Here is a 12,671-nt window from a genome sequence, read left to right on the forward strand (position 1 = left end):
TCTTCGGTGCGCAGTGCGGTTCACGGATCACGGGTGAGGTGTCACCGGTGTGTCGAGCCAGGGCAGGTCATGGCCCATACGGTCCCGCTTGGTGCGCAGGTACCGCAGATTGTGCTCGCCGGCCTGGACCGGCATGGCCTCACGGCCGGTGACCTGGAGGCCGTGCCGGGTGAGGGCGGCGACCTTCTCGGGGTTGTTGGTCATCAGGCGCAGCGAGCGCACCCCGAGATCGGCGAGGATCTGCGCGCCGGCGGCGTAGTCGCGGGAGTCGGCGGGCAGGCCGAGTTCCAGGTTGGCGTCGAGGGTGTCACGGCCCTGTTCCTGCAGCTCGTAGGCGCGCAGCTTGGGCAGCAGGCCGATGCCGCGTCCTTCGTGGCCGCGCAGGTAGACGACGACGCCCCGGCCCTCGGAAATCACCCTTTCGAGTGAGGCCTTCAACTGCGGACCGCAGTCGCAGCGCAGCGAGTGGAAGATGTCACCGGTCAGGCATTCGGAGTGGATCCGGACCAGTACGTCCTCGCCGTCGCCGATCTCGCCCTTCTCGCCGGCGACCAGCGCGATGTGCTCGACCCCGTCGACGGTGCTGCGGTAGCCGTAGGCACGGAAGTCGCCGTAGGCGGTGGGCAGCCGGGTCTCGGCCTCGCGGTGGACGGTCGGTTCGGCGGAGCTGCGGTAGGCGATGAGGTCCTCGATGGAGATGATGGCAAGACCGTGCTTGCGGGCGAACAGCACCAGTTCGGGGAGCCGGGCCATGCTCCCGTCCTCGTTGGCGATCTCGACGATCGCGGCGGCCGGGCGGAGCCCGGCGAGCCGGGCCAGGTCGATGCCGGCCTCGGTGTGGCCGGGGCGGACCAGCACACCGCCGGGACGGGCGCGCAGCGGGAAGACATGGCCGGGGCGCACGAAGTCGCCGGCCTGCGACCCACCGGCGGCCAGCAGCCGGATGGTGGTGGCCCGGTCGGCGGCGGAGATGCCGGTGCTGACCCCGTGGGCCGCGTTCGCGTCGACCGAGACGGTGAAGGCGGTGCCCATGGACTCGGTGTTGGTCTCGACCATCTGCGGGAGGTCGAGGCGCTCGATGTCGCTCTCCTCCAGTGGCACGCAGATCAGGCCGCGGCACTCGGTCATCATGAACGCGACGATCTCGGGGGTCACCAGCTCGGCGGCGGCGATGAGGTCGCCCTCGTTCTCGCGGTCCTCGTTGTCGACGACCACGACCGGCCGTCCGGCGGCGATGTCGGCGATGGCACGCTCGACCGGGTCGAGCCCGATCGGCTCCTCGCCGGTGTCGTGCACGCTGTGCGGTGCGCTGGTCATGCGGGCGCTCCTTCCAGGGCCGCGGGCCCCTCTTCCCGTGGGTCCGCCCGGGGGACGCGGGTCTGCTGCCACCAGGCGTACATACCGGCGATCACCAGGACGAAGTAGATGACGTAGACAAGGCCCGAGAAGGGCAGCCCGCTGGTGAAGGCGAGCGGGACGCCCACCAGGTCGACGGCCAGCCAGGCGAACCAGAACTCGACCCAGCCACGGGCCATGGCGACCATCGCGGCGACGGTGCCGACGAAGATGTACGCGTCGGGCCAGGGGTTCCAGGACAGCGACGGGTAGAGGGTGAACAGGCCGACCACGGCCAGGGTGCCGGCGACGGTGCCGCCCACCAGCCAGCCGCGCTCACGCCAGGTGGCGAACCGGATCCCGATCCGCCCGGAACCGGAGTCCCGGCCGCCGCGCCGCCACTGGAACCAGCCCCAGACGGCGACGCCGATCACCAGCAGCTGCTTGCCGACCCCGCCGCTGAGCTGCGCCGACCAGTAGGCGGCGACCAGCACCAGGCCGGAGAACAGCTGCACGGGCCAGGCCCACACCGAACGGCGCCAGCCGAGGGCGAGGCCACCGAGGCCGAGCAGGTTGCCCAGCATGTCGGACCATATGACGTGCTGGCCGAAGGCGGTGAACGCCTCGCTGTTGAGCCAGTCGGACGCACTCACGGGGTGGCCTCCTGACGGCCTGCGTTGTACAGCCGCTCGACGTACTTGGCGATGACGTCCACTTCGAGGTTGACCGGGTCGCCGGGCTGCTTGCTGCCGAGCGTGGTGAGGGCGAGGGTGGTCGGGATCAGGCTGACGGTGAACCAGTCCGGGCCGGCCTCGACCACGGTGAGGCTGATGCCGTCGACGGTGATCGAGCCCTTGTCGACGACATAGCGGCCCAGACCGGCCGGGAGGCTGATCCGTACGATCTCCCAGTGCTCGGACGGCGTGCGCGCCACGATGGCGCCGGTGCCGTCCACATGCCCCTGGACGAGGTGTCCGCCGAGGCGGCCGCCCAGTGCCATGGGACGCTCCAGGTTGACCTTCGAGCCGACGGTGAGGGCGCCCAGGCTGGAACGCTTCAGTGTCTCGGCCATCACGTCGGCCGTGAACTCGCCACCGCCGAAGTCGACGACGGTCAGGCAGACTCCGTTGACGGCGATCGAGTCACCGTGTCCGGCCCCCTCCGTCACGACGGGGCCGCGCAGGCGGAAGCGCGACGCGTCGCCCAGCTCCTCGACGGCGACGACCTCGCCCAGCTCTTCGACGATTCCGGTGAACACTCAGCTCTCCTTAACAACGGGATATGCGGTGATACGCAAGTCGGGGCCGATACGTTCGACTTCGGCCACGTCGAGCCGCAACGCCTGCTCGATGCCGGTGATTCCGGCGGGGCCCAGAGCGGCCGGTCCGGCACCCAGCAGAGCGGGGGCCAGATAGCCGACGACCTTGTCGACGGCGCCCGCGGCGACGAAGGCACCGGCGAGGGTGGGGCCGCCCTCCAGCAGGACGGACCGCACCTGACGCTCGTACAGCGCGGCCAGCAGACCGGGCACGCTGAGGCCGCCCGCGGCGCGCGGCAGCCTGAGGACGACGTCGGCCGGCAGATGCGCGGTGCCGGCGTCCGGGGCGACCGCGATCAGGGTGGGTGCCGCGCCGTCGAGCACCCGGGCGCCGGGCTTGACGGTGGCGTTGGTGTCGACAACAACCCGCAGCGGCTGGGCTGTTGCCTCGTGCGTCCCGTGTGCTCCGTATGTCCCGAGCGCCCGTACGGCCAGGTGCGGGTCGTCGGCGCGCAAAGTGCCGGAGCCGACGACGACCGCGTCGGCCTCGGCGCGCAGCCGGTGGACATCGGCGCGGGCGGCCGGGGAGGTGATCCAGCGGCTGGTGCCGTCGGCGGCGGCGATACGGCCGTCCAGGGTGCTGGCGTACTTCCAGAGCACGAAGGGGCGGCCGAGCCGGACCGAGGTCAGCCAGGCCTGGTTGCCCGTGGCGGCCTCGTCCGCGAGCAGGCCGCCCTCGACCGGGACACCGGCCGCCGCGAGCCTGGCCGCGCCGCCGGTGGCGGCGGGGTTGGGGTCGGCGACGGCGTACACGGCGCGGGTGACGCCGGCGTCGATCAGGGCCTGGGAGCAGGGGCCGGTACGGCCGGTGTGGTCACAGGGTTCGAGGGTGACGACGGCGGTGCCGCCCCGGGCCCGTTCCCCCGCGGCGCGCAGCGCGTGGATCTCGGCGTGCGGTCCGCCGGCCTGCTGGTGCCAGCCCTCACCGACGATCCGCCCGGCGGCGTCGAGGATGACGCAGCCGACGACGGGATTGGGGCTGGTGCGGCCGAGCCCACGGGCGGCGAGCATGATCGCCCGGCGCATCGCGTCGGCTTCCGTGGCGGTGGCCACCGGGTCCTCCTGCCTCTTCGGGCACGGACTCCGGGGCAAAGGGAACATGAGCGGACGCCGGGCTCCGGGAACGCCGAGGTCGGACGGACGGCTGGGCACGCGGGGCGCGTGCTTCGGCCGCCGACGGCGGCGTACCGGTGCTTGGACCGCCGCGCACTGCCTCCCATCCGGACTTTAACCGTCGGTCCAGGAATTTCACCTGGTCAACCGCCCGCTGGATGCGGACGGGTCGCGGACTGTAACCGCCGGTTCGGAGTTTCACCGACCCCGGAGTGCGCTGAACGTCACTGGTACGGAGACCAGTCTGCCACGGAGGTCGATGCGTGTGCATCGGGGTTTCTGTGGATTGGCTCACACGAAGGTCCGGACCTCCGGCGTGAACAGGTCGTCCTGGGCGGCGTCCATCGCGGTCAGGACCGCGCCGCGCAGCACCGCGCTGCCGGTGACCCCGCCGGGCCTGACCTCGGTGCGCAGCGGGGACATCCGGGCCAGGCCCTCCCCGACGCGCACGGCGAGGGCTTCGCCGCCGGCCCGGCCGACCTCGCCGGCCAGTACGACGCAGCCGGGGTCCAGGACGGCGCAGACCGCGGCGGCGGCGATGGCCACCCGGGCGGCGAGGGCGTCCAGGAAGAGTTCGCCGTGCTTGCCGCCGCCCCGCGCCCGGGTCACCACGGCCTCCGCGGCGGCGGCGTCGTCGTCCTCCCCGGGGACCGGCAGGCCGTGACCGCGGGCCAGGGCGCACACCGCGGCGCTGCCGGCCAGCGAGTGGAAGCCGCCCTCGCACTGGGAGGCCGTCGGCAGCTGGAAGGTGCCGGGGACCGGGAGGAAGCCGATCTCCCCCGCGCCGCCGGAGGCACCGCGGCGCAGGGTGCCGCCCAGTACCAGTCCGGCGCCGACGCCGTGTCCCAGCCAGAGCAGCACGAAGGTGTCCCGGTCCCGCACCGCCCCGAGCCGCTGCTCGGCCAGGGCGGCGAGATTGACCTCGTTGTCCAGGAGTACGGGGACCCCGATCCGCCGCCGCACTTCGGCGACCAGGGCGGAGTGCCACACGGGCAGTTGCCCGGTGGCGCGCAGTTCGCCCGTGGCGGGGTCGACGAGTCCGGGCGCGCCGACGGCGATGGTGTGCAGGTTGGTGGCGCCGGCCTGGCGGGCGGTGCGTTCCAGCAGCGCGACCGAGCGGCGTACGGTGCGCCGGGGGTCGCCGGCCGGGTCGACGGGCAGCGCGGCGCCGCCGATGGTGTTGCCCAGCAGGTCGGCGATCTCTATGGCGACGCTGTGGGTGCGCACGTCGACGGCGGCGAGGTGGGCCCGGCCGGCGACGATCCCGTACAGGCGGGCGTTGGGGCCGCGGCGCCGCGCTCCGGCCTCGCCGACGATCTCCACCAGGCCCGCCGCGCCCAGCCGTTCGACCAGGTCGGAGACGCTGGGCCGGGACAGCCCGGTCAGCTCCTTGAGCTGGGTGGCGGTCAACGGGCCCTCCTGCTGGAGGAGTTCGAGCGCCAGCCGGTCGTTGATCGCACGTGCCGTACGGGGCGAGGCCGTGCGCCCGGAGTAGCCGGGGCGGGGGGCGGTCATGGCGGGAATCATCCCATGGGCCTTTCCTGGGCATTTCTATCAGGCAGCCTTCCTGATAGTTTACTGGCCGCACGGCCGCGTCCGGCCGCGTCCGGCCGCATCAGGCAGCGCGTTCCCGGGGAGGGGATCCATACGATGACCACGAACCGGAACACGGCCTCCACCAAGGGCGATCCGCGGGCCCGCCGCGCGCATGTCGCGGTCGCGGCGGTCTTCGCCGTGCACGGCGCGGTCACCGGCACCTTCGGCACCCGCATCCCGTGGATCCAGGAGCACGCGGGGCTCAGCGCCGGGCAGCTCGGCTTCACCCTGATCTTCGCGGCCCTGGGCGCGTCGGTGGCGATGCCGCTGTCCGCCCGGGTGGTGCACCGGCTGGGCATCCGTACGGCGCCCCGGCTGCTGCTGGTCGTGTTCTGCGCGGCGCTGGCGGTGACCACGCTCGTCCCGGGGCAGCTGTGGCTGTCGGTGACGATGTTCGTGTACGGGGCGAGCGCCGGCATGGTCGACGTCGCCATGAACGCCCAGGGGGTCGAGGTCGAGGAGCGGCTCGGCCGGTCGATCATGTCGGGGCTGCACGGGATGTGGAGCGTCGGCACCCTGCTGGGTTCGTTGATCGGGGTCGCCGCCGCCCACGCCGACCTGGACGCACGGACCCACCTGACCGCGATGGCCGTGCTGCTGGCCGCCGCCGGCTGCTGGCTGTGCTCGGGCTTCCTGGACGTGGAGCTTTCACCGGGCGACGAGGCGCCGGCACGTTTCGCGCTGCCGCCGAGGTCGGCGCTGATCATCGGCGCCGTCGGCTTCTGCGCGGTCTTCGGCGAGGGCGCCAGCATGGACTGGAGCGCGGTCTACCTGCGCGATGTCGCGCACGCCTCCCCCGCCGTGGCCGCCGCGTCCTACACCGCCTTCGCCTGCACCATGGCCGCCACCAGGCTCCTCGGCGACATCGCCGTACGGCGCTTCGGCCCGGTGCGCACGGTGCGGGCCGGCGGCGTGCTCGCCACCATGGGCGGCGCCCTGGTGGTGACGGCGCACTCGCAGGCCGCCGCCGTCGCCGGGTTCGCACTGATCGGGGTGGGCGTCGCGGTCGTCGTGCCGCTGTGCTTCGCGGCGGCCGGGCGCAGCGGCCCGGTGCCGAGCCAGGCGATCGCGGGGGTGGCGACGGTGTCGTACACCTCGGGGCTGGTCGCGCCCGCCGCCATCGGGGCCATCGCCGAGGCCACCTCGCTGCGGACCTCGTTCGGCCTGGTCACCGCGCTGGCCTTCGGGCTGGTGCTGGGAGCCGGCGTGCTCCGCCCCGCCGCCGCCGTGGTGTCGCCCGGCCCGGCCGCGCGCAAGCAGGCCGCTAGCGACCCGGTGTGAGGTCCTGGAGCCCTACGACCCGCAGCAGACGCAGCCGGTCGTAGGAGGGGCTCCCGGGGCGCGCGGTGTGGATCACCAGCCGCTGGTCGTGGTCCGCGCCGAGCAGCACCTCGCAGTCCAGTTCCAGGAGCCCGACCACCGGATGCCGGACGCGCTTGACGTCGCTGCGCCGTACGGCGACCTCGTGGTCCGCCCAGAGCCTGGCGAACTCCTCGCTGGCCGAGCGCAGCCCGGCCACCAGCGCGGCCGGCTGCGGGTCGTCGGGACGCGCGGCCAGCAGGGCCCTCAGGTGCGCCACATGGTTGCGGCCGAGCCGTTCGTGGTCCTCGGCGGGGAACAGGTCGCGGGCGGCCGGATCCAGGAAGAAGCGGCGCACGATGTTGCGCTCCTGCGGCGGGCGGCCCGAGATGTCGCCGAAGAGCGCCGCCGCCATGGGGTTCTGGGCGAGGACCTCGCCGTCGTCGCCGACCACCTGCGCGGGCGTGTCGTCGAGGCGGTCCAGGACCAGCATCAGGCCCGGCCGTACGTGCCGTGAGCGCTGCCGCTCGCGCGGGGGCTCCTCGCCGGCCAGGTGGAAGAGGTGGTCCCGTTCGTCGTCGGCCAGCCGCAGCGCGCGGGCGATCGCGGCCAGGATCTGCCGCGAGGGGCGCGGCCCCCGGGACTGTTCGAGCCGGGTGTAGTAGTCCACGGACATCCCGGCGAGCTGGGCGACCTCCTCGCGGCGCAGCCCCGGGGTGCGGCGCCGGGCGCCCTCCGCCAGGCCCACGTCGGTCGGCGTGAGGCGGGCGCGGCTGCGGCGCAGGAAGTCGGCGAGTCCGGTTCGGTCCACGTCTCCAGGGTGCGGCGTTCCCGCGTCGGTATCCAGGGAGTGCTGATCCCGGGATCGGGAGGTCTCTGCCGCCGTGCACCGGCCCGGGGCACGGTGGTCCCCACGAGATCACACGGGATCACACGAGGTCCCGCGAGGGCGCTCTCGGCGAGAGGAGCACGACATGCTGACCCTGGTGACGGGTGCGACGGGCGAGGTCGGACGGCGGTTCGTGCCGCGGCTGCTGGCGCAGGCCGGCCCCGGCGACACCGTACGGGTACTGGTCCGTGACGAGGCGCGCGGCGAGCCGCTGGCCCGGCTGGGCGCCCGGCTCGCGGTGGGCGCGCTGGGCGACACCGAAGCGGTGCGCAAGGCGCTGGCCGGGGCGGACGCGGTGGTCAACATCGCGGCGGCCTTCCGGCACGGCGAGGCGGCCGAGGAGGTGTGGGCGGTCAACCGCGACGGCGCGGCCGGCCTGGCGCGGGCGGCCCTGGACGCCGGGGCGGGACGGTTCGTCCAGGTCAGCACGAACCTGGTCTACGGCCCCGGCCACGGGCGCCCCGCGACCGAGCAGGACGAGCCGCGCCCGGACGCCGCCTGGGGCCCCTATCCCGCCTCCAAGGCGGCGGCCGAGCAGCGGTTGCTCCAACTGCACCGGGAGCGGGGGCTCGACCTGCGCATCGCCCGGCTGGCCTACGTCTACGGCGAAGGCGATCCGCACCTCGCGCAGGTGGTGCGCTTCGCCGGGGCCTGGGCCGCGCACAAGCCGATGCAGCTGGTGCACCACGCCGACGTGGCCCAGGGCCTGCTGCGGCTGCTGCGGGCGCCGGGGATCGCCGGGCGGACGTACAACATCGCCGACGACGCCCCGGCGAGCGCGGCCGTGCTGCACACCCTCAACGGGGTGCCGCTGCCCGAGGGGATGGCCGGACGGGACTGCCCCGACCCCTGGGAGGGTGTGGTGTCCACCCTGCGGATCAGGGACGAGCTGGGCTTCCGGCCGCTGTATCCGTCGGTGTGGACCGCCCGGGACGCGGGCGTGCTCTGAGCTGCCGGCCGCGTCACCCGATCCGGCGACGCCCCGCGCGGGCAGCCGCCGCAACCGCACCCGGCCTGCGACTGTGTGCGCATGACGGACCGCACGACGACGAAGGCGCCCGGGCCGCACGATGTGGACGAGGTCGCGCGGCGCCTGCGCGACCTCGGCAGGGGCCTCCCGCCGGGCGACGGCGTGGCCGTCTTCAACCAGGTCTACCTTCGTGTCACCGAGGAACTGCGGCTGCGCATCGCCGCCCGGGCCTTCGCCGATCCGGTTGCCGCCGGAGAGCTCGGTGCCCGCTTCGCGGTCCGCTATCTCGACGCCGTCACCGCCGGGCCCCGCCGGGCCCCCGCCTGCTGGCGGCCGCTGCTGCAGCTGCGCGGCCACCGGGGCATCCGCCCGCTCCAGTTCGCGCTGGCCGGCATCAACGCGCATGTCGGCCACGACCTCGCCCTCTCCGTGGTCGACGCCGCCCGCGCGCTGCACCGCGAACCGGCCTCCCTGGAGCGGGACTTCGACCGGGTCGGGGACGTACTGACGGCCATCGAGGAACGCGTGCGCGAGGAGCTGATGCCCGGCCCCGACCTCCTCGACATCGCCGACCCCCTCACCCATCTCGCCGGCTCCTGGAGCCTGGAACGGGCCCGCGACGCCGCCTGGGCCGCGTCGCGCGTGCTGTGGTCGCTGCGGCGGCTGCCGGAGATGTACGAGGAGTTCGCCGACCGGCTCGACACGGGTGTCGGGCTGATCGGGCGCTTCCTGCTGACGCCCCTGGACCGCTGACCCGGGCCCGGGCCCGGGTCACCTGCGGGCGGGGATCAGTCCTCGGCGAGCAGCACCGGTGCGATCTCCTCGTACCGGTCGCCGGGCCCCGGGTTGGAGGCGTCGGTGCGGCCGCCGAAGTGGTGCATGACGCCCCACACCGCGTTGAGCGCGGTCTGCACGGCGCCCTCCGCCCAGCCGGCCGTCCAGGAGATGTCGTCGCCGGCGAGGAAGACGCCGCGCTTGTCCTCGGGGAGGTCGTTCTGCATGAAGTGGGTGAACAGGCGCCGCTGGTAGCGGTAGTGGCCGGGGAGGTTGGCCTTGAAGGCGCCCATGAAGTAGGGCTCGTTCTCCCAGGAGACGGTGACCGGGCTGCCGATGATGTGCTTGCGGATGTCGACCTTGGGATAGATCTCGCCGAGCGACTTGAGCATGACCTCCATGCGCTCGTTGGCGCTCAGCGGCAGCCACTTGAGGCTGTCGTCGCACCAGGTGTACGACAGACAGATGGTGGCCGGCCGGTCCGGGCCGTCGTCCAGCAGATAGGTGCCGCGGGTCATCCGGTCGGTGAGCGTCATCGACATCACGTCGCGGCCGGTGACCTCGTCCTTGTCGAGCCAGAAGGGCCGGTCGACGGGGACGAAGAGCTTGCTGGACTCCATGTAGTGGGTGCGCTCGATCGCCGTCCAGTGGTCGATCGGGAAGAGCGAGTCGTCGCAGGCGATCTTGCTGAGCAGCATCCAGCTCTGCGCGGTGAAGACCGCGGCGGCGTACGTACGGATGTCACCGGCGGCGTCGGTGACCGTGATCCGGTTGCCGGCGGTGCGGTGCAGGCGGGTGACGGCGGGGCGGGGCTCGCCGCCGTGCAGGGACTTCAGCGAGGTGCCGTACGGGTGGTGGACGATCTTCTCCGGCTCGCGCTCCCACAGCCGCAGCGGGAGCTGCTGGCTGCCGCCGACGATGCCGCGGTGGTCGTCGTCGGCGCCGGTGTAGACGACGCGCAGGATCTCCAGGATGGAGTTGGGGAAGTCGGTGTCCCAGCCGCCGGTGCCGAAGCCGACCTGGCCGAAGATCTCGCGGTGGCGGAACGACTTGAATGCCGGGGAGTCGCAGAGGAAGCCGTAGAAGGTCTGGTTGTCCAGCTTCTCGACCAGCCGGGACCAGATCTCGCGGATGCGCGGGATGTCGCGCTCGCGCATGGCCGTCTGCATGCCGGAGAAGTCGGCGCCGTCCTCCAGACAGGCGTTCCAGGCGTGCATGACCTGGTGGTAGACCTCGGGCAGGTCGTCGACCGAGGTCGCGTAATGGGTCTCGCCCTTGAGGTCGACGACGGTCGACGGGGTGCCGGGGGCAAGGGGGTTCGGGAAGGGCCTGGTCTCCAGGCCGACCAGGTCGACGTAGTGCTGGAAGGCCGTCGACGACGGCGGGAAGCGCATCGCGCCCATCTCTGCGGTCAGGGAGTCGTCACACCCGGGGAAGCCGACGGTCCGCAGCCGGCCGCCGATCCGGTCGGCCTCGTAGACGACCGGCCGCAGGCCCATCTTCATCAGCTCGTACGCCGCGACGATGCCGCTCAGCCCGCCGCCGATGACCGCGACCTCGGTGCCGTGCGCGGTCGCCGGTACGGAGCCGAGGCCCGTGGGGTGGGCCAGGAAGTCGTCGTACGGGTAGGGGAAGTCCGGCCCGAACATGGTGATCGGCGGGGTGGCCTGGGCCTGCGCGTGCTGCTCGTCGTGGACGGCGGTGGGCACGGACGTCATCGGGGCGGTGCTCCTCGGAAAGCGAAAGGGGGTGACTCAGTACAGCGCGGGGCGGCGGTCGGCCAGATACGGGTTGGCCGCGCGGGACTCGCGCAGCGTCGCGGGGTCGGCGTCGCCGAGCAGCAGCTCCTCGCCGCGCCCCGCCCGGACCGGCGTGGTGCCGTCCGGGCCGGCCAGGCAGCTCAGCCCGACGAAGTCGAAGTCGCCCTCCGTGCCGTGCCGGTTGACGTAGGCGACGTACAACTGGCTCTCGAAGGCCCGGGTCGGCACGACGCTCTCGGCGACGAACTCGTACGGGCGCATCTGCGCGGTGGGCACCACCAGCAGGTCGGTTCCGGCGAGGGCGTGCGCCCGCACGTTCTCCGGGAACTCCACGTCGTAGCAGATCAGGAAGCCCAGCCGCAGGCCGCCCAGCTCCGCCTGCACCACCGGGGTGTCACCCGGGGTGAAGTGCGCACGCTCGAAATCGCCGAAGAGATGGGTCTTGCGGTAGTTCGCCGCCCGCCGCCCGTCGGCGCCGATGAGCTGCACGGAGTTGTACGTCGTACCCGGGGCGCCGCGCTCCGGGTAGCCGTAGGCCAGGGCCACGCCGTGCGCGACGGCGATCCCCGCCAGCCGGTGCGCGCTCGGCCCGTCGGCGGGCTCCGCGAGGCGGTGCACGTCGTCCCCGATCGCGTACCCGGTCAGGAACATCTCGGGCGCGATCAGCAGTCCCGCTCCGGCCTCGGCCGCCCGGCGGGCGGCGTCGTCCAGGATGTCGATGTTCCGCTCGACGTCGCTGAGCTCTCCTGAGCTCTGGAGCAGGGCGGTGCGCAACGGCGGCGTCATGGAACCTCGCGTCGTCCGGGTGTTCGGGGGTCGTCCTGAACGGTACGTTCCGCCGTCCGGGGCGGACAAGGCGCGGACATTGCGGACCCGGGGCCGATCCGTTGCGTCTTTCGGCCCGGCGGCGGCGATTCGTTGTGCGGCCGCCGCCGGTGGGAGGGCGCCCGCCACGCCCGGGCCCGTACCGGCGAGTATCCGCGGCCGGGGCGCGGCCTGCTGCTACACCTGGCATCACCGTGTGTGACGGTCCCGGTACCTGATGCGAGGTGAATCCATGCCGCACCGCAACGACGGCGTCCGAGAGCAGGGGGTGCTGTGGCGGATGCGACGGTACGTCCCGCCGGAGTCGCTGCTCTTCGGCGGAGTCTACGGTTCGGTGCTGGCCTGCGCGCTGGCGGCCGCGCTGGACGAGCAGAGCGGCGCCCCCGACCCGGGGTACGACGCGCTGTGGGTGCTGCTCACCGCGCTCGCCTCGGCGGCCGCCCATGGTTACGCCCGCGCCATCGCCCGTCACCCGCCGCAGCACCACGGGATGGCGGCGGCCGCCCTGCGGTCGGTGCTGGGCGAGTGGGCCCTGCCGGCCGCCGTGATGCCGACCGTCGTCCTGCTGCTGGCCTCGTACGCGGGCTGGTTCCCGGAGTCCCGGGCCGTGACGGCCGCGCTGGCCTTCAACACCATCGCGCTGTTCGTGTGGGGGCTGTGGGCGGCCCGTGCCATCGGCCGCCGCAGCTGGGCCGCCGCCTGGGCGGTGGGCGCGGTGGACATGACCATCGGGCTGTTCATCGCCGCCGTGAACGCCCTGATCAAGTAGCCGGTGCCGCCGCGGGACCGGTG

12 protein-coding genes and 1 riboswitch are annotated in these 12,671 nt (G+C 73.3%); of the genes, 4 read left to right on the forward strand and 8 right to left on the reverse strand.

What is annotated here, in order from left to right:
• Positions 1–27: 27 nt before the first annotated feature.
• The 5 genes from RWE79_RS07060 to RWE79_RS07080 form a co-directional block, all read right to left on the reverse strand.
• Positions 28–1,317: a bifunctional 3,4-dihydroxy-2-butanone-4-phosphate synthase/GTP cyclohydrolase II gene (locus RWE79_RS07060; protein WP_475939151.1), complete on the reverse strand. Its 1,290-nt coding sequence runs from the start codon at positions 1,315–1,317 to the stop codon at positions 28–30.
• On the reverse strand, positions 1,314–1,988 hold the full coding sequence (locus RWE79_RS07065; protein ID WP_475939152.1) for a nicotinamide mononucleotide transporter family protein: 675 nt from the start codon (positions 1,986–1,988) through the stop codon (positions 1,314–1,316). Before RWE79_RS07065 ends, RWE79_RS07060 begins: the two co-directional genes overlap by 4 nt.
• Complete coding sequence (locus RWE79_RS07070) at positions 1,985–2,593, reverse strand: riboflavin synthase (protein ID WP_475939153.1); 609 nt, start codon at positions 2,591–2,593, stop codon at positions 1,985–1,987. Before RWE79_RS07070 ends, RWE79_RS07065 begins: the two co-directional genes overlap by 4 nt.
• The gene (gene ribD / locus RWE79_RS07075; RefSeq protein ID WP_475939154.1) at positions 2,594–3,706 is read right to left on the reverse strand and encodes a bifunctional diaminohydroxyphosphoribosylaminopyrimidine deaminase/5-amino-6-(5-phosphoribosylamino)uracil reductase RibD; all 1,113 of its coding nucleotides are present in this window, start codon (positions 3,704–3,706) and stop codon (positions 2,594–2,596) included. It abuts the gene before it with no gap.
• 149 nt (positions 3,707–3,855) lie between these two features.
• Positions 3,856–3,986, reverse strand: a riboswitch (FMN riboswitch).
• 71 nt (positions 3,987–4,057) lie between these two features.
• A complete protein-coding gene (locus RWE79_RS07080) occupies positions 4,058–5,281 on the reverse strand; it encodes an ROK family transcriptional regulator (RefSeq protein ID WP_475939155.1) in 1,224 nt (407 codons plus the stop codon).
• A 135-nt stretch (positions 5,282–5,416) separates the two neighbouring features.
• Here RWE79_RS07080 and RWE79_RS07085 point away from each other — a divergent pair, with 135 nt between their 5' ends.
• On the forward strand, positions 5,417–6,643 hold the full coding sequence (locus RWE79_RS07085) for an MFS transporter (protein ID WP_475939156.1): 1,227 nt from the start codon (positions 5,417–5,419) through the stop codon (positions 6,641–6,643).
• Here the strand turns inward: RWE79_RS07085 and RWE79_RS07090 are convergent.
• Positions 6,627–7,472: a helix-turn-helix transcriptional regulator gene (locus RWE79_RS07090; RefSeq protein ID WP_475939157.1), complete on the reverse strand. Its 846-nt coding sequence runs from the start codon at positions 7,470–7,472 to the stop codon at positions 6,627–6,629. The genes RWE79_RS07085 and RWE79_RS07090 overlap by 17 nt on opposite strands.
• A gap of 163 nt (positions 7,473–7,635) precedes the next feature.
• On the opposite strand from RWE79_RS07090, the gene RWE79_RS07095 reads away from it, so the two are divergent.
• Positions 7,636–8,499 carry an NAD-dependent epimerase/dehydratase family protein gene (locus RWE79_RS07095; RefSeq protein WP_475939158.1) on the forward strand — a complete coding sequence of 288 codons (864 nt, stop codon included), beginning with the start codon at positions 7,636–7,638 and terminating at the stop codon, positions 8,497–8,499.
• 81 nt (positions 8,500–8,580) lie between these two features.
• The gene (locus RWE79_RS07100) at positions 8,581–9,273 is read left to right on the forward strand and encodes a DUF5995 family protein (protein WP_475939159.1); all 693 of its coding nucleotides are present in this window, start codon (positions 8,581–8,583) and stop codon (positions 9,271–9,273) included.
• A gap of 35 nt (positions 9,274–9,308) precedes the next feature.
• Here RWE79_RS07100 and RWE79_RS07105 read toward each other — a convergent pair whose 3' ends face one another.
• Both RWE79_RS07105 and RWE79_RS07110 read right to left on the reverse strand, forming a co-directional pair.
• A complete protein-coding gene (locus RWE79_RS07105) occupies positions 9,309–11,012 on the reverse strand; it encodes a flavin monoamine oxidase family protein (RefSeq protein WP_475939160.1) in 1,704 nt (567 codons plus the stop codon).
• Positions 11,013–11,048: 36 nt separating this feature from the next.
• Positions 11,049–11,840: a carbon-nitrogen hydrolase family protein gene (locus RWE79_RS07110; protein WP_475939161.1), complete on the reverse strand. Its 792-nt coding sequence runs from the start codon at positions 11,838–11,840 to the stop codon at positions 11,049–11,051.
• A gap of 271 nt (positions 11,841–12,111) precedes the next feature.
• Between RWE79_RS07110 and RWE79_RS07115 the strand changes: the two genes are divergently transcribed.
• Positions 12,112–12,648 (forward strand): hypothetical protein, encoded by a 537-nt coding sequence (locus RWE79_RS07115; protein ID WP_475939162.1) that lies wholly within the window; start codon positions 12,112–12,114, stop codon positions 12,646–12,648.
• The last annotated feature ends 23 nt before the right edge of the window (positions 12,649–12,671 follow it).

It is taken from the genome of Streptomyces sp. RLA131 (assembly GCF_056270125.1).

Bases quoted from the DNA above. Each gene is read 5' to 3' on its own strand.
- RWE79_RS07060 (WP_475939151.1), bottom strand. From the start codon at position 1,317: ATGACCAGCGCACCGCACAGCGTGCACGACACCGGCGAGGAGCCGATC.
- RWE79_RS07080 (WP_475939155.1), bottom strand. From the start codon at position 5,281: ATGACCGCCCCCCGCCCCGGCTACTCCGGGCGCACGGCCTCGCCCCGT.
- RWE79_RS07085 (WP_475939156.1), top strand. From the start codon at position 5,417: ATGACCACGAACCGGAACACGGCCTCCACCAAGGGCGATCCGCGGGCC.
- RWE79_RS07095 (WP_475939158.1), top strand. From the start codon at position 7,636: ATGCTGACCCTGGTGACGGGTGCGACGGGCGAGGTCGGACGGCGGTTC.
- RWE79_RS07100 (WP_475939159.1), top strand. From the start codon at position 8,581: ATGACGGACCGCACGACGACGAAGGCGCCCGGGCCGCACGATGTGGAC.
- RWE79_RS07105 (WP_475939160.1), bottom strand. From the start codon at position 11,012: ATGACGTCCGTGCCCACCGCCGTCCACGACGAGCAGCACGCGCAGGCC.
- RWE79_RS07110 (WP_475939161.1), bottom strand. From the start codon at position 11,840: ATGACGCCGCCGTTGCGCACCGCCCTGCTCCAGAGCTCAGGAGAGCTC.
- RWE79_RS07115 (WP_475939162.1), top strand. From the start codon at position 12,112: ATGCCGCACCGCAACGACGGCGTCCGAGAGCAGGGGGTGCTGTGGCGG.